We start from the raw sequence: 14,682 nt of genomic DNA on the forward strand, positions 1-14,682 counted from the left end.
CCCATGTACAACGATTATCCGGCGGCTTATCAGGTCAGCAAGGGTTCGGCATTACAGGTGGATACGGCGTTCTATGAGCGTATTCGCGACAGCCGGAAACAGCGCACGCTGATCGAGCAGTTCGAGGTGCCGATTCGTACCGGGCGAGCGTGGAAGGTGCCGGCTGGGCATGTGTTTCGGGTGACGACCCCTGTGGGCCCGCAGGTGGGTGATTTCAACGTGTGGAATGCCCATGACCCACGTGAGCGTCTGTGGGCTGCACGTACCCGGCAACTGCAGGGGGCCCATGTCAGCACCCATGACCGGCTCTGGTCGAATCTGCCGTTTCTGCGTCCCCTGGTTACCATTACCGACGACAGTCTGGCGCATTACGGTATCGACGAGCACGGTGGCCGCCTGCACGATTTGCTGGGTACCCGTTGTGATCCTTATGTGAACCGTATGCTCACCGGCGAGGACTTTCATCATCATTGTCATTCCAACTTGACTCGGGCGGTGTTGCCCCACGGTTTGACTGAGTTCGATGTGCACGACGTATTGAACATCTTCCAGTGCACGGGCCTGAATCATGACGATATGTATTTCATGAAGGCTTGTCCGGCGCGCAAAGGTGACTATCTGGAATTTTTCGCCGAGATCGACCTGCTTTGTGCATTGTCGACGTGTCCGGGAGGGGATTTGTCCTTGCCCATGTGGGGCCCTGACGCTCAAGACCCCTTGAGTGTGTGCCGTCCGTTGGGTGTGGAGATCTATCGCCTGGAGGAATCGTTGCTCAAAGGCTGGAGTCAGCCGCAGAGAGCCGCCTATGAGGGCCTGCACGGTTTGCACATCGCTAAGGCCGAATGGGAGCGCTAAGGCCTCAATCCACCCCTTCACCTTGAGGCGAAGGGGCGATGGAATTAACGGTCCTGCGCTTCCTTGGCATCCATTTCTGCGTTGCGCTCGGCCACGCGTTTGCGTTGCTCATCGGTCAATTCGACCTTGTTGGCAGTGTCGCGCAGCATCATCAAGCCGCCAACGATCGAACCGATAGCAACCACCAGAATTAACCAGGCATACCAGGGCATAGGGTTCTCCTTAATCGGCGGTTGCCCAAGGGCGAAGGTTCGCACTCGAAACCGCCTGTAATGCTTTGAGTTAGAGCATTTTGCACGAGTTCCATTGTATGCCTGATCGGTCTGCCGGACGGTCGCGCGTTATAAACCAGTCAGCATGGTGTCTGGCGGAGCGTTGGCCCGCAGTTGTCCGGTGAGCTGGAAATAGATGAAGCCCAACACCATGAAAGCCAGGAAGATCAGGCCGATCAGGGCGTTGAACCAGGCCATGGCCACCAGGCATACCACGGCTAGCGCCAGGGCAATGGCCGGCACTAGCGGATACCCTGGGGCGCGGAAGGTGCGTTGTAGAGTCGGTTCGGTCTTACGCAGCTTGAACAGGCTGAGCATGCTCATGATGTACATCACGATGGCGCCGAACACCGCCATGGTGATCATCGCCGCCGTGAGGGTCATGCCGCCCAAGTTGATCAGGCCGTCGCTGTAGATCGCGGCGATGCCGATCATGCCGCCAGCAATGATCGCCCGATGTGGCGTCTGGAACTGTGACAACTTGGCCAGTGATGCGGGCAGGTAGCCGGCCCGGGCCAGGGCGAAGAACTGCCGCGAATAGCCCAGGATGATCCCGTGAAAGCTGGCTACCAGGCCAAACAGTCCGATCCACACCAGCATGTGCAGCCAGCCGGAGTTGTCGCCGACCACGGCTTTCATCGCTTGGGGCAGTGGGTCGTTGATATTCGCCAGGGTGCGCCAGTCGCCCACGCCGCCAGCGAAGAGCATCACGCCCATGGCCAACAGCACCAGCGTCAAGATGCCGCTGATGTACGCCTTGGGAATGGTGCGCTTGGGATCCTTGGCTTCCTCGGCAGCCATTGCGGCGCCTTCGATGGCCAGGAAAAACCAGATAGCGAAGGGAATAGCCGCAAACATCCCGGCAATAGCCGGGGCGCCGAAGGTGTCAGACCCTGCCCAGCCATTGAGAGCGAAGTGGCTGAAGCTGAACGCCGGGGCGACCACGCCCATGAACACCAGGAGTTCAGCCACCGCGAGCACGCAGACCACCAACTCGAACGTGGCCGCCAGTTTTACTCCGAGAATATTCAGCCCCATGAAGACAATGTAAGCACCAACCGCGGCATGCTTCGGGTCCAGCCCTGGGAACTGCACATTCAGATAGGCACCGATAGCCAGGGCAATGGCGGGCGGAGCGAAGACGAATTCGATCAAGGTGGCCAGTCCGGCAATCAGACCGCCTTTTTCACCAAAGGCACGACGGCTATAGGCAAAGGGGCCACCAGCATGGGGAATGGCAGTCGTCAGCTCGGTGAAACTGAATATAAAGCAGGTGTACATGGTCGCGACCAGCAATGAGGTCACGAGAAATCCCAAGGTACCCGCGACGCCCCAGCCATAGCTCCAGCCGAAATACTCGCCGGAAATCACCAGGCCGACGGCGATGCCCCATAAGTGCAGCGTGCCCAAGGTGGGCTTGAGTTGCGTGTTCATCGGTTGCTCCCTGAACGGTTGGACGTGCTCAGTACTGACCTTTGCAGTGGCCATGCCAGTCTCGCCGTGCGTGTCGTAAAACCCGCAAGGCTGTCGTACCGAGGCGTTTTGCCGTGTTTTGGCCGCCGATAACGATCAGTTTGGTGCGGGGCGGTGCATCCGAATGGGGCAGGAGCGAGGCCTGCAATCCAGAACCCATGCTCCAGCGTCCCGCCCAATCACCTCATCCAGCCAGTCTTTACGCTTTCTTTATGCGCTGCCCATCCCGTCGATCTCGTTCCTTTACAGGCACCCTGCGGACAATGTCGGCATTCGCGGCTGTCGCCGTACCTCGGAGGTATTCCATGAACATTCTGGACGCGGTGTCGCTGCTGCTGGCGATGGGCCTGTTCGTTTATCTACTGGTTGCGCTGTTACGCGCGGATCGGAACTAGGAGCTGCGGTTATGCACAGTTATGACTACGGGCTGATCCTTGCCTTTTTTGCGTTGGTGCTGCTGCCCGCGCCTTGGCTGGGAGGTTTCTATTACAAGGTCATGGAGGGCCAGCGCACCTGGCTGACCCCGGTGCTGGGGCCGGTGGAGCGTTTTTGCTACCGGATTTCCGGAGTCGAGCCTGAGCGTGAACAGAGCTGGCAGAAGTACACCTTGGCCTTGCTGAGCTTCAACCTGGCGGGGTTTGTCCTGCTATTCCTCATTTTGCTGTTTCAGGATCACCTGCTTCTCAACCCGCAGAATATTCCTGGGATGGAGTGGACCCAGGCGTTCAACACTGCGGTCAGTTTCATCACCAACACCAACTGGCAGTCCTACAGCGGCGAGGCCTCTCTGAGCTATTTCAGTCAAATGGCCGGGCTGACTGTGCAGAACTTCGTCAGTGCGGCCACCGGTCTGGCGGTGCTGGTGGCCTTGTGCCGGGGCATTGGTCGACGTTCGGCGCAGACCCTGGGCAACTTCTGGGTCGACATGACTCGCGCTACGCTCTACGGCCTGCTGCCGTTGTGCCTGCTGTTGGCGCTGTTTCTGGTGTGGCAGGGTGTGCCCCAGACATTTGCCCACTACATCGACGCGTTGACCCTGCAAGGGCAAGACCAAGTGATCCCGCTGGGGCCGGCGGCCAGCCAGATCGCGATCAAGCAATTGGGCACCAACGGTGGCGGCTTCTTCGGTGTCAACTCGGCGCACCCGATGGAGAACCCCAGCGCTTGGAGCAATCTGTTTGAAGTGGCGTCGCTGATTCTGATCCCGGCGGCCCTGGTGTTTACCTTTGGCCATTACGTCAAGGACCTGCGTCAGAGCCGCGCCATCATTGCCTGCATGCTCGCGTTGTTCCTGATGGGCGGCGCGACCTCGTTGTGGTCGGAATACCAGCCCAACCCGACGCTGGCCAATACCGCGGTTGAGCAAACCGCCCCGCTGGAAGGCAAGGAGTCGCGCTTCGGCACCACCGCCACGGTGCTTTGGTCGGTGACCACCACTGCCGCCTCCAACGGTTCGGTGAACGGGATGCATGACAGCCTCAGTCCTTTGAGCGGCATGGTGTCGCTGATCAACATGATGGTTGGCGAGGTGATCTTCGGCGGTGTTGGCGCCGGTCTCTACGGGATGTTGTTGAACGTGCTGATCGCCGTGTTTCTGGCGGGGTTGATGATCGGTCGTACGCCGGAATACCTGGGCAAGAAGCTCCAGGCCCGAGAAGTGCAACTGCTGGTGCTGACCCTGATGGTGATGCCCGTTGCCGTTCTGCTGCTGAGCGCTCTGGCCGCCAGCTTGCCGGGCCCGGCCGCAGCCATCAGCAACCCGGGACCGCATGGCTTCAGCCAATTGCTCTATGCCTACACCTCGGCCGGCGCCAATAACGGATCGGCGTTCGCTGGCTTCGGCGCCAACACCGCGTTTCACAATCTGATGCTGGGGTTGGGAATGTTGATCGGACGCTTCGGTTACATCCTGCCGGTGCTGGCCCTGGCGGGCGGTCTGGCGCTGAAGAAGGCCGCGCCCGTTGGCCAGAACAGCTTCCCCACCCACGGCCCGTTGTTCGTGGCCTTACTGATCATGACTATTTTGCTGGTGGGCGGCCTGACCTTCCTGCCGACCCTGGCGCTGGGCCCGATTGCCGAACACCTGAGCATGGGCTTCTGAGGACCTGATGATGAATATGCATGTTCCTGCCTCGAACAAGGCTGTTGATTCGACCCGCAAGGCTAAACACGCCCCCATGCCGCCTGCGAGCACCGCGCTCTCGGCCTTGTGGCGCGTGGCGCTGATCCAGGCCTTCGTCAAGCTCGACCCGCGCCAGTTGCAGCGCTCACCCGTGATGCTGGTGGTGGAGTTGACGGCGATCCTGACCACTGTGCTGTGCTTCATTCCGGATACCGCTGTGCCGACGTTCGTCGCCGCGCAAATTGCGCTCTGGCTGTGGTTTACCGTGTTGTTCGCCAACTTCGCCGAGGCCCTGGCGGAGGGGCGCGGCAAGGCTCGCGCCGACAGCCTCAAGGCCGGCAGTGACGGCTTGAGCGCCCGTCGTCGAAGCGCCGACGGCAGCTATCAAGTGATACCGGCGGCCAACCTGCGCAAAGGTGATGTGGTGCGGGTGCAAGCGGGGGAGATGATCCCTGGGGACGGTGAGGTGATCGAAGGTATTGCTGCCGTCAACGAGGCGGCCATCACCGGGGAGTCCGCACCGGTCATCCGTGAGTCTGGCGGCGATCGTTCGGCGGTCACCGGCAATACCCGCCTGGTCTCCGACTGGTTGCTGGTGCGTGTCACCAGTAACCCTGGCGAGTCGACCCTGGATCGCATGATTGCCTTGGTGGAAGGCGCCAAGCGACAGAAGACGCCCAACGAAGTGGCCCTGGATATCCTGCTGATCGGACTGACCCTGATTTTCCTACTGGTGGTGGTCACTCTGCAGCCCTTCGCGCACTTCGCCAATGGCAGCCTGCCGCTGGTGTTTCTGGTGGCGCTGTTGGTGACCTTGATTCCCACCACGATTGGCGGCCTCTTATCGGCCATCGGGATCGCCGGGATGGACCGCCTGGTGCGCCTGAACGTGATCGCCAAATCCGGTCGCGCGGTGGAAGCGGCGGGGGACGTGCACGTATTGCTGCTGGACAAGACCGGCACCATCACCTTCGGCAACCGGCGTTGCAGCGCTGTTCACCCAGCGCCGGGCATAAGTGCCCAGGAGCTGGCCGAGGCTGCGCTGCTGGCGTCTCTGGCAGACGATACCGCTGAGGGCAAATCCATTGTCGAGTACTTGCGCAAAAATTATCCACAGCCTGAGCCAAGCCGTGATGTTCTGAGCGCCGTGCCTTTCAGCGCGGAAACCCGCCTGTCCGGCGTCGACTATCAGGGGCGTAGCTGTCGCAAAGGGGCGGTGGATTCGGTGCTGAATTTCGTTGGCCTCCAACGCGGTGATCTGGCACCGGCGCTGTCTCGGGACATCGACAACATCGCCCAGAGTGGAGGTACTCCGTTGCTGGTCTGTGCCGATGGCCGGATGCTCGGCGCGATTCATCTCAAGGACGTGGTCAAACCGGGCATTCGCGAGCGTTTTGCCGAGTTGCGTAAACTGGGGATTCGCACCGTCATGGTGACCGGCGACAACCCACTGACAGCGGCCGCCATCGCCGCTGAAGCCGGGGTCGACGACGTACTGGCCGAAGCCACGCCGGAAAAGAAACTGGCACGCATTCGCCTCGAACAGAACGACGGGCGTCTGGTGGCCATGTGCGGCGACGGTGCCAACGACGCCCCGGCGCTTGCCCAGGCGGATGTAGGCGTGGCAATGAACGACGGCACCCAGGCAGCCCGTGAAGCGGCCAACATGGTCGACCTGGACAGTGATCCGACCAAACTGCTGGACGTGGTGCAGGTCGGCAAGGAACTGCTGGTGACGCGCGGCGCCTTGACCACCTTTTCCATCGCCAATGATGTGGCTAAGTACTTCGCCATCCTGCCGGCGCTGTTCGCGGCCATTTATCCACAGTTGGGCGTGCTCAACGTCATGCAACTGACCAGCCCCCAAAGCGCGATTCTCTCGGCGATCGTGTTCAACGCCTTGATCATTGTGGTGCTGATTCCCCTGGCGCTGCGCGGCGTGCGGGTCCAGGCGGCCAGTGCTGCCCACTTGCTGCGGCGCAATCTGCTGATCTACGGCGTGGGTGGAATCATCGTGCCCTTTGCCGGCATCAAGCTGATCGACATGCTGCTCAGTGCATTGCATTGGGTATGACCCCGGCTGCGGGGATTGGAATGAACGAATCGAGGATTGAGAGATGTCTAGCGTAGTGCGTCCGGCCCTGAGCCTGATTGTGTTGATGAGCCTGATCACCGGTGTCGCTTATCCGCTGGTGGTGACCGCGGTGGCTCAAGTGGCTTTTCCTGAGCAGGCCAATGGCAGCCTGCTACGCGATGCCCAGGGCAAGGTGCGCGGTTCGGCGCTGATCGCCCAGGAGTTTGTCGGCGATGCCTGGTTTCATTCGCGTCCGTCGGCGGGAGATTTTGCCACCGTGTCCAGCGCTGCCAGTAACCTGGCGCCGAGCAATCCCGACCTGGCCACGCGAGTAGTCGGCGCGGCCCAGCAGCTTCAGGTCCCCGGCCAAGGACCGGTTCCCCTGGCACTGCTGACCACCTCGGGCAGTGGCCTTGATCCACACTTGCCTCCCGAGGCAATTCGCTATCAACTGGCGCGGGTCGCGGCGGCACGTCAGCTGCCAGTAGCCCAGGTCCAGGCGCTGGTGGAGGCGCATACCGAGCGCCCGCTGGTGGGGCCTCCGGTGGTCAATGTGCTGGTTCTGAACCAGGCCCTGGAACAGATGTAAGCACCATCCAGGGCATCGCCGAGCGCGGCTGGCGTGCGGATTGAATTGAATGTTTGGCAGCAGAGAGATAACCCATGAGTGATTCCGGCCGCGCTGACGCGCTGCTCGCTGACCTACCCCGGGATGGCCGTGGCCGGCTCAAGGTCTTCCTCGGCGCCGCGCCCGGCGTCGGCAAGACCTACGCCATGCTCCAGGCTGCGCATGCGCAGAGGCGCCAAGGGGTCGAGGTACTGGCCGGGGTGGTGGAAACCCACGGTCGCGCGCAAACCGAGGCGCTGCTGAGCGGTTTGGCGCAGCAACCTCTGGTGCGTTCGGAATACCGCGGGGTGACGCTCGAAGAGATGGACCTGGATGGTTTGCTCAAGGCCAGGCCCAAGCTGGTATTGGTGGATGAGTTGGCCCACAGCAACGCTCCGGGCAGCCGCCACGCCAAGCGCTGGCAGGATGTTCAAGAGCTGCTGGCGGCGGGGATCGACGTGTTCACCACGGTCAATGTCCAGCACCTGGAGAGCCTCAACGATCAGGTGCGCGGTATTACCGGTGTACAGGTCCGCGAGACCTTGCCGGACTGGGTGCTGCAAGAGGCCTATGAGCTGCTGTTGGTGGATTTGCCGCCGCGCGAGCTGTTGGAGCGTCTGCGCGATGGCAAGGTCTACTTCCCGGAGCAGGCACGGGCGGCCATCGATGCGTTTTTCACCCAGACCAACCTCACCGCGTTGCGCGAGCTGGCGATGCAGACTGCTGCCGCCCAGGTGGATAACGACCTGGCCCAGGGCTATCGCCAGTTGGGGCAGTCGGCGCCGGCCGTGCGCGGGCGTTTGTTGGTGGGGATCGACGGCGATGCCCAGGCCGAGCGACTGGTGCGCCACGCCAGTCGCGTCGCCCAGCGCCGGCATTTGCCCTGGACACTGGTGCATGTGGACAACGCTCGACTGCGCGACGAGCAGTCGCGCCAGCGCCTGCAGGCGGCGCAGCAACTGGCTGAGCGTCTGGGTGGGGAGGTGGTCCTGCTGCGGGCCGGCGAGGTTGCCAAGACCTTGATTCAGCATGCCGTGGAGCGTCGCGCCAGCCTGCTGTTGGTGGGCCAGTCCAGCCGTCGCTGGCACCGGCGCTGGTTTGGCGGTGGCCTGGCGGCACGCTTGTTGCGCAATGCCGATGGCCTGGAAATCAACGTTCTGGACAGTGAGCCGCAGCCTCACCAACCGCGCTTGCGGGTCAAGCATTCACTGTTGTGGATTGACTACGGCCTAGCACTATTGGCGACTGTATTGGCCAGTGCCCTGGCCTGGGGGGTGGCCAGTGTCCTGGCGTTGCCGAACATCTCTCTGGTGTTTCTCGCCGCGGTGTTGCTGGTGGCGGTACGCAGTAGCCTGGGGCCGGCCTTGGCCTGCGCCGGACTATCGTTTCTCGCCTATGACTTTCAGTTCATCCCGCCGCGTTTTTCGTTCACGATCCAGCGTGAAGAAGATGTGCTGACCCTGCTGTTTTTCCTGCTCATGGCCGCGCTCACCGGCAACCTGGCGGCGCGCCAGCGGCGGCAGTTACAGGCGCTGCGCGATACCCAGGAGGAAACCAGTGAACTGCTGGGGCTGTCGCGCAAACTCACGGCGGCTACCGACCGGCAAGCAGTGATCAATGCAGCTGCCCAGCATTTGAATGGGCGCGACGAGTTGCGCATCTGCTTGCTCAATCGCGATGGGCAAGGTGGCTGGAAAGTCGAGACCGGCGGCTCGCCGCCGTTTTCCGAGGTCGAGCGTGCTGCGGCCGATTGGGCTTGGCAGCATGACCAGCCGGCGGGGCAGGGAACCGGAACCCTGCCCTTGAGCCGATGGTGGTGGTGGCCGCTGTCCGTGGATGACGGTCCCCTGGGTTTATTGGGGGTTTGTCCGCGGGAAGACGCCGGGTTCAGCGACCAGCGTCGACGGCTGCTCACCGCCCTCAGCCAGCCGCTGGCCCAGGCCTTGGCTCGGGCGCGCCTAGCTGAGGATCTGGAAGCCGCGCGGCTGCACGGTGAAACCGAACAGCTGCGCAGCGCTTTGCTGGCCTCGGTGTCCCACGATCTGCGCACGCCACTGACCTCGATGCGCGGCAGTATCGACAGCTTGCTGGCGCTGGGCGAGGCGATTCCTCTGGAGGATCGTCGGGAGCTGCTTGAAGGCACGCGCGATGAGGCCGAGCGCCTGGATCGCTATATCCAGAACTTGCTGGACATGACCCGGCTTGGCCACGGCGCCTTGAAGCTGGCCCGTGACTGGGTGGCACCAGGGGACATCGTCGGCAGCGCCCTGAACCGCCTGCGTACGGTGCTGGCGCCACTGCGGGTGAGCAGCGAGGTGCCGCCGCAGTTGCCATTGCTTTATGTGCATGCCGCCTTGATTGAGCAGGCCCTGGTCAACGTACTAGAGAATGCCGCTCGTTTCTCGCCGACCCAGGGGCGCCTGCAACTCAAGGTCAATGCCGATGAGCATGAGTTGAGTTTTGCCGTCAGTGATGAAGGTCCGGGGATTCCCGAGGATGAGCGGGCGAAGATTTTCGACATGTTCTACACCGCCGCCCGGGGGGACCGGGGCGGGCAGGGCACGGGCCTGGGGCTGGCGATCTGTCAAGGCATGATCGGCGCCCATGGCGGGCGCATCAGCGTCGCCGAGGGCATCGCTGGCCACGGCACGTGCATCACTTTGTACTTGCCGCTGCACACCCAACCGCCACTTGAGCAAGCCCTGTGAAGCCCTGTAGCGTGGTTCCGCGCGCCGTGCAGGGGCTTCGGATCCTCGGCGGCCTTGCGTTACTCTGTCGCCTCTTATTTGTCTTGAACTGAATCCATGAGCCAGACCACGACCATCCTGGTCATCGACGACGAGCCGCAGATCCGCAAATTCCTGCGTATCAGCTTGGCGTCTCAAGGATACAAAGTGATTGAAGCCGGTACCGGTGCCGATGGCCTCGCTCAGGCGGCGCTGAACAAGCCGGACTTGTTGGTGCTCGATCTGGGGTTGCCCGACCTGGATGGCCAGCAGGTCTTGCGCGAGTTTCGCGAGTGGTCGGCGGTGCCGGTACTGGTGCTCTCGGTACGTGCCAGCGAAGTACAGAAGGTCGAAGCCCTGGACGGTGGTGCCAACGATTACGTGACCAAGCCCTTCGGCATCCAGGAGTTTCTGGCACGCATCCGCGCTCTGTTGCGCCAGGTGCCGGCGGGAGAGGCGCTTGGGGCGGTATTACAAATCGGACCGTTGACGGTTGATCTGGCATACCGTCGGGTGCGGCTGGAGGGCGCCGAAGTGGCCCTGACGCGCAAGGAATACGCGGTGCTGGCGCAGTTGGCGCGTCATCCCGGGCGAGTGATCACTCAGCAGCAATTGCTCAAGGATATCTGGGGGCCGACCCACATCGAGGACAGTCACTACCTGCGCATCGTGGTCGGGCATCTGCGCCAGAAGCTGGACGACGATCCGACCCAGCCGCGCTTCATCGTCACTGAGGCGGGCGTTGGTTACCGGTTACTGGCAGCCGACTCCTGAGTCGTGCCGCTCAGGTTTTCAGGGCTCATAGCTGGTCCTGTTCGTAGCGATCCAGGGTGTCGCTGGCGATTTCCCGGCCCAGGGCGATCAGCTCCGGCGCCTTGTAAAACTCGAAAAAGCGGCACACACGCTTGGGGACGTTGATCAATACGTCCGGCGGGTAGCCGGCGATCTTGTACTGGGCCAGGGAGGTTTGCATCACCTCGAAGCTCTGGTTCACCAGGTCCAGCAGCGAAGCCGGGCCGACGTTGTCGATGATGAACGAGCCGCTGGCGGACTTGGGGGCGCCTTCGGCTTCGGGCGCGGCGGCCGGCTGCTGGGATTCCGGCTCGGGGCCTTCGCTCCAGGGATTGAGATCGGCCGCTGCGCTCCTGAAGGCTTCCTGTTCGAGCAGCAGCAACTGTTCAGCCTGTCTGCGCCGGAACGGCAAGTGCGAACCCAGGGAGTTGATCAGGCTGTCGAAGCGGCTTTTGAAGGCCGGCGGACGCTGGATGACCGGCAACTGATAGTGGCGCTGGTTGGTCGAGTTGAGGTTGACCGCGATGATCAGGTCGCAATGGCTCGAAACCACCGGAACGATCGGCAATGGGTTGAGCAGGCCACCGTCCACCAGCATCCGTTTACCCTGCATCACCGGGGTGAACAGGCTGGGGATGGCCGCCGACGCGCGCATGGCCTGATGCAGACAGCCCTCCTGAAACCAGATCTCTTGCTGATTGGTCAGGTCGGTGGCAACTGCCGTGTAGGGGATGCGCAAGTCTTCGATATTGATGTCACCGACGATCTTGCGGATCTGGCCGAAGACTTTTTCGCCGCGAATCGCCCCCAGGCGGAAACTCACGTCCACCAAGCGCAGAACGTCGAGGTAATCCAGGCTTTCGATCCATTCACGGTACTGCGCGAGCTTGCCCGCTGCGTAGATGCCACCCACTACCGCTCCCATCGAACAGCCGGCGATGCAGGCGATGTCATACCCGCGTCTTTCGATCTCTTCGATGACTCCGATATGGGCATATCCACGAGCGCCTCCTGAGCCCAGGACCAGCGCGACACGTTTGTTCATGATTAATCCCTTCGGCAAACAGGCTGCAACAATGCACCTATAGCGCCCCGGGGTTCAATTGCTGATGCACGCCAAGATTGGCCTGGTGGTTTTTTTCTAGGGCGTAGCAGGTCGCGCAGCTATGCTCCGGCGAGTGTATTTGGCTCGGGGCGAGTCTGGCACTTTTTCCTCCCGCCACCGTCTTAACCTGTACGACTGTTTCCCAATTCCTGAGGTGTCATTGATGAAAGCCTGGATCTGCTTGCCCCTGATTGCATTGGTACTGACCGGTTGCGCAGGCAAGACTGCCTATCGCGACAGCTGCGGTAATCAACTGGATGCCGCTTGGCATGAACTGGACTTGGCCAAGGCCGAGGGGTTTGCCGGTACCGTGAGTTATTCCAAAGCCTTGTCGTTGCTGACGGGCGCCAAGACCCAACAACAATTCGAAGCGTTCGAAGGCTGCACCAGAAAAGCCGAGAAAGCCCGTTTCTACATTCGCGAGTCGCGCGCCGGGCGCTGATCCGCGACAGCCGCTACGCTGAACCAGCAACCCTCGTCGTGGGCCTGACCGACATTGGCGCAATGTCGATCGCAGTCCTGCGGCGCGATTCTTGAGTCGGATAAGCCGGATCTGTGCTTGTAAGTCATGTTGGGGAATCTGTGATGTCTGTATTGGTTGATCGATTGGTGGCTCAGATCCTGAGCCTGGACGTCAGCTTGCTGGCCTGTCAGGCGCGCTTGGCGGCGGCCACCGATGCCGAGGCCCTGCATGATTTGCGTATCACGGTACGACGCTTGCGCAGCCTGCTGCGTCCACTGCGCACGTTGCCCGGGGTCGAGCAATTGGAAGCTGCGGCCAGCGCGGTGGGCCAGTTGACGACGCCGATGCGTGACCGTGAGGTGCTGGCGGCTTATCTGCATCAGCACGGCATGCACGCTGCCGCCGATCGTCGCACCGCTCAACTGGTCGATGAGTATGCGGCGGTTGCCAGCGGAGCGCAGCTGGCGCAGTTGTTTCTGGTGCTGGATGCGTTTCCTCGATTCTTGCGGGCTTCCGAGCGCCAGGGTTTGCTTCGCGGTTTGCGCGGGCGGATTGAAAAGCGCTTGTCCAAGCAATGGACGATTTTGGCGCAGGCATTGCAGGACCCTGCCCATGATCGTCATCGCCTTCGTCTGCTGATCAAGCGCGTGCGTTACGGAGCGGATGCTTACCCCGAGTTGGGCCATTTGCCCGCCCCGGCCATGAAACGCCTCAAGGCAGCCCAGGCAGCTTTGGGGGATTGGCATGACTGCTGGCAATGGCTGGCTCAGGCTGAACAGCAATCGGATCTGCTGCCTTGTGTCGCAGGTTGGCGTAGAACCATGGTCAAGTCGCAGGCTCGTGCCGATCAGGTACTGGCTAAATTACACCGCGATTGTTTCCAGCGTTGATCGGCGCGCTACGGCTTATCTGTCCGCGTCTTTGGCTGGAATAGTTGCTGTATGGGGCTATGCCGCTGGTTAACATCCCCAGTCTAATTTTTGCCTGCCGAGGTTTTCATGCGTTTCTACGATTTGCTCGAAGCCGTTCGCGGCCAGCCCCAAGCGCTGACCATTCCGGCAGAGTGGGCTCAGGGCCGCGCCACCTTTGGTGGCTTGGTGGTTGCCCTGCAGTATGAAGCGATGCGAGCCAAGGTCCCGGGTGAGCGCGTGGTACGTTCTTTGGCGATCACCTTTGTCGGTCCGGTGGCGCCCGATGTGCCGGTCAGTTTTGAAGTCGACGTACTGCGCGAGGGCAAGGCTGTCAGTCAGGTGCTGGGGCGGGTGATGCAGCAAGGCCAGGTGGTGACCTTGGTGCAGGGCAGCTTTGGTGCTTCCCGTGAGTCTGCCGTGAGCGTCAGCGCTGAACCGGCGCCGCCGATGCGGCATTGGGACGAATGCCAGGAGCTGCCCTACATCAAGGGGATAACGCCAGAGTTCATGCGCCACCTGTCGATGCGCTGGAGCATCGGTGGCTTGCCATTCACGGGCAGCCGTTCTCGGGACATGGGCGGCTGGGTGCGTTTGCGCGGGGATGTCAAAGAGGAGCCGCTCACCGAGTCGCATATTCTGGCGCTGGTGGATGCATGGCCACCGGCTCTGCTGCCGCTATTGAGCAAGCCTGCAGCCGGCAGCACCCTGACCTGGACCATCGAGTTCGTCCAGCCGTTGCTGGAACTGAGCACTCTGGACTGGTGTAAATACCGCGTGGAGATCGAGCATGCCCGTGATGGTTATGGGCACGCCGCTGCGGCGTTGTGGAGTGCCGAAGGGCAATTGATTGCCCTGAGCCGGCAGACGGTGACTGTTTTCGGTTGAGCCCTCCGGGCCTGCGAGGTTTTTACGCCGCAGGCACTGCGAAGCGGCTTTATGCCTACTGAGTGGCCCGGCAATTCATGCCTTTAAGCTGTTCCTTTGGCGTTGCAAGCCCAGCGCTGCAAAGACGCCGACCACACCGATCGCTACACTTGCGACACTTGAGGAAAACACCCCCGAAGCGATCAGCAGAAAACCGACAATGAACAGTGGCACGGCGATCAGGTGCTCGACCAGGTTGCTCGGATGCTGTTGGCTTTGCGGCTCGACGCGCCATTGCCAGGCTGGGAAGTTGGGGTGACGTTTGCCCATGATGATCATCCTCAGTTCTTGGAAATTCGTGGACCAAGAATAGGGCGCGGTCGGTCTGACGGCGAATCAAGCTTGGCTATCGGGCTGA

The 14,682-nt window shown here is 61.7% G+C and carries 13 protein-coding genes and 1 pseudogene; 10 read left to right on the top strand and 4 right to left on the bottom strand.

The window, feature by feature from the left end; all coding sequences use genetic code 11:
* Positions 1-3 precede the first annotated feature (3 nt).
* Positions 4-855: a DUF1989 domain-containing protein gene (locus PLD_RS09300; RefSeq protein WP_159891942.1), complete on the top strand. Its 852-nt coding sequence runs from the start codon at positions 4-6 to the stop codon at positions 853-855.
* 44 nt (positions 856-899) lie between these two features.
* Here PLD_RS09300 and PLD_RS09305 read toward each other — a convergent pair whose 3' ends face one another.
* Positions 900-1,067 (bottom strand): DUF2897 family protein, encoded by a 168-nt coding sequence (locus PLD_RS09305; protein WP_007943594.1) that lies wholly within the window; start codon positions 1,065-1,067, stop codon positions 900-902.
* Between the two features lie 129 nt (positions 1,068-1,196).
* A complete protein-coding gene (gene eat / locus PLD_RS09310; RefSeq protein WP_159891944.1) occupies positions 1,197-2,561 on the bottom strand; it encodes an ethanolamine permease in 1,365 nt (454 codons plus the stop codon).
* Between the two features lie 344 nt (positions 2,562-2,905).
* Here eat and kdpF point away from each other — a divergent pair, with 344 nt between their 5' ends.
* The 6 genes from kdpF to PLD_RS09340 all read left to right on the top strand — a co-directional run bounded on the left by kdpF (position 2,906) and on the right by PLD_RS09340 (position 10,903).
* Positions 2,906-2,995 carry a K(+)-transporting ATPase subunit F gene (kdpF, locus tag PLD_RS09315; protein ID WP_159891946.1) on the top strand — a complete coding sequence of 30 codons (90 nt, stop codon included), beginning with the start codon at positions 2,906-2,908 and terminating at the stop codon, positions 2,993-2,995.
* Between the two features lie 11 nt (positions 2,996-3,006).
* Positions 3,007-4,701 (top strand): potassium-transporting ATPase subunit KdpA, encoded by a 1,695-nt coding sequence (gene kdpA, locus PLD_RS09320; protein ID WP_159891948.1) that lies wholly within the window; start codon positions 3,007-3,009, stop codon positions 4,699-4,701.
* Positions 4,702-4,777: 76 nt separating this feature from the next.
* Positions 4,778-6,796 (top strand): potassium-transporting ATPase subunit KdpB, encoded by a 2,019-nt coding sequence (gene kdpB / locus PLD_RS09325; RefSeq protein WP_256674623.1) that lies wholly within the window; start codon positions 4,778-4,780, stop codon positions 6,794-6,796.
* Between the two features lie 43 nt (positions 6,797-6,839).
* Positions 6,840-7,385, top strand: coding sequence for a potassium-transporting ATPase subunit KdpC (gene kdpC, locus PLD_RS09330; protein WP_159891952.1), 546 nt, complete (start codon positions 6,840-6,842; stop codon positions 7,383-7,385).
* A 74-nt stretch (positions 7,386-7,459) separates the two neighbouring features.
* Positions 7,460-10,111: a sensor histidine kinase KdpD gene (locus tag PLD_RS09335; RefSeq protein ID WP_159891954.1), complete on the top strand. Its 2,652-nt coding sequence runs from the start codon at positions 7,460-7,462 to the stop codon at positions 10,109-10,111.
* 96 nt (positions 10,112-10,207) lie between these two features.
* Complete coding sequence (locus PLD_RS09340) at positions 10,208-10,903, top strand: response regulator (RefSeq protein ID WP_159891956.1); 696 nt, start codon at positions 10,208-10,210, stop codon at positions 10,901-10,903.
* Positions 10,904-10,928: 25 nt separating this feature from the next.
* On the opposite strand, the gene PLD_RS09345 is transcribed toward PLD_RS09340, so the two are convergent.
* Positions 10,929-11,966, bottom strand: a complete 1,038-nt coding sequence (locus tag PLD_RS09345; protein WP_159891958.1) for a patatin-like phospholipase family protein — start codon at positions 11,964-11,966, stop codon at positions 10,929-10,931.
* A gap of 223 nt (positions 11,967-12,189) precedes the next feature.
* Between PLD_RS09345 and PLD_RS09350 the strand changes: the two genes are divergently transcribed.
* The 3 genes from PLD_RS09350 (at position 12,190) to PLD_RS09360 (ending at position 14,285) form a co-directional block, all read left to right on the top strand.
* Positions 12,190-12,468, top strand: a complete 279-nt coding sequence (locus PLD_RS09350) for a hypothetical protein (protein WP_159891960.1) — start codon at positions 12,190-12,192, stop codon at positions 12,466-12,468.
* A 143-nt stretch (positions 12,469-12,611) separates the two neighbouring features.
* The gene (locus PLD_RS09355) at positions 12,612-13,379 is read left to right on the top strand and encodes a CHAD domain-containing protein (protein ID WP_159891962.1); all 768 of its coding nucleotides are present in this window, start codon (positions 12,612-12,614) and stop codon (positions 13,377-13,379) included.
* Positions 13,380-13,487: 108 nt separating this feature from the next.
* Positions 13,488-14,285, top strand: coding sequence for an acyl-CoA thioesterase II (locus PLD_RS09360; RefSeq protein WP_159891964.1), 798 nt, complete (start codon positions 13,488-13,490; stop codon positions 14,283-14,285).
* A gap of 78 nt (positions 14,286-14,363) precedes the next feature.
* Here the strand turns inward: PLD_RS09360 and PLD_RS09365 are convergent.
* Positions 14,364-14,594, bottom strand: a pseudogene (locus PLD_RS09365) (terminase); the annotation flags it as partial.
* Between the last annotated feature and the right edge of the window lie 88 nt (positions 14,595-14,682).

This window comes from Pseudomonas sp. LD120, assembly GCF_009861525.1.
Classification (GTDB): Bacteria; Pseudomonadota; Gammaproteobacteria; order Pseudomonadales; family Pseudomonadaceae; genus Aquipseudomonas.

Bases quoted from the DNA above. Each gene is read 5' to 3' on its own strand.
- PLD_RS09340 (WP_159891956.1), top strand. From the start codon at position 10,208: ATGAGCCAGACCACGACCATCCTGGTCATCGACGACGAGCCGCAGATC.
- PLD_RS09335 (WP_159891954.1), top strand. From the start codon at position 7,460: ATGAGTGATTCCGGCCGCGCTGACGCGCTGCTCGCTGACCTACCCCGG.
- kdpF (WP_159891946.1), top strand. From the start codon at position 2,906: ATGAACATTCTGGACGCGGTGTCGCTGCTGCTGGCGATGGGCCTGTTC.
- kdpA (WP_159891948.1), top strand. From the start codon at position 3,007: ATGCACAGTTATGACTACGGGCTGATCCTTGCCTTTTTTGCGTTGGTG.
- kdpC (WP_159891952.1), top strand. From the start codon at position 6,840: ATGTCTAGCGTAGTGCGTCCGGCCCTGAGCCTGATTGTGTTGATGAGC.
- PLD_RS09355 (WP_159891962.1), top strand. From the start codon at position 12,612: ATGTCTGTATTGGTTGATCGATTGGTGGCTCAGATCCTGAGCCTGGAC.
- PLD_RS09305 (WP_007943594.1), bottom strand. From the start codon at position 1,067: ATGCCCTGGTATGCCTGGTTAATTCTGGTGGTTGCTATCGGTTCGATC.
- PLD_RS09360 (WP_159891964.1), top strand. From the start codon at position 13,488: ATGCGTTTCTACGATTTGCTCGAAGCCGTTCGCGGCCAGCCCCAAGCG.
- PLD_RS09300 (WP_159891942.1), top strand. From the start codon at position 4: ATGTACAACGATTATCCGGCGGCTTATCAGGTCAGCAAGGGTTCGGCA.
- PLD_RS09350 (WP_159891960.1), top strand. From the start codon at position 12,190: ATGAAAGCCTGGATCTGCTTGCCCCTGATTGCATTGGTACTGACCGGT.
- PLD_RS09345 (WP_159891958.1), bottom strand. From the start codon at position 11,966: ATGAACAAACGTGTCGCGCTGGTCCTGGGCTCAGGAGGCGCTCGTGGA.
- eat (WP_159891944.1), bottom strand. From the start codon at position 2,561: ATGAACACGCAACTCAAGCCCACCTTGGGCACGCTGCACTTATGGGGC.
- kdpB (WP_256674623.1), top strand. From the start codon at position 4,778: ATGCCGCCTGCGAGCACCGCGCTCTCGGCCTTGTGGCGCGTGGCGCTG.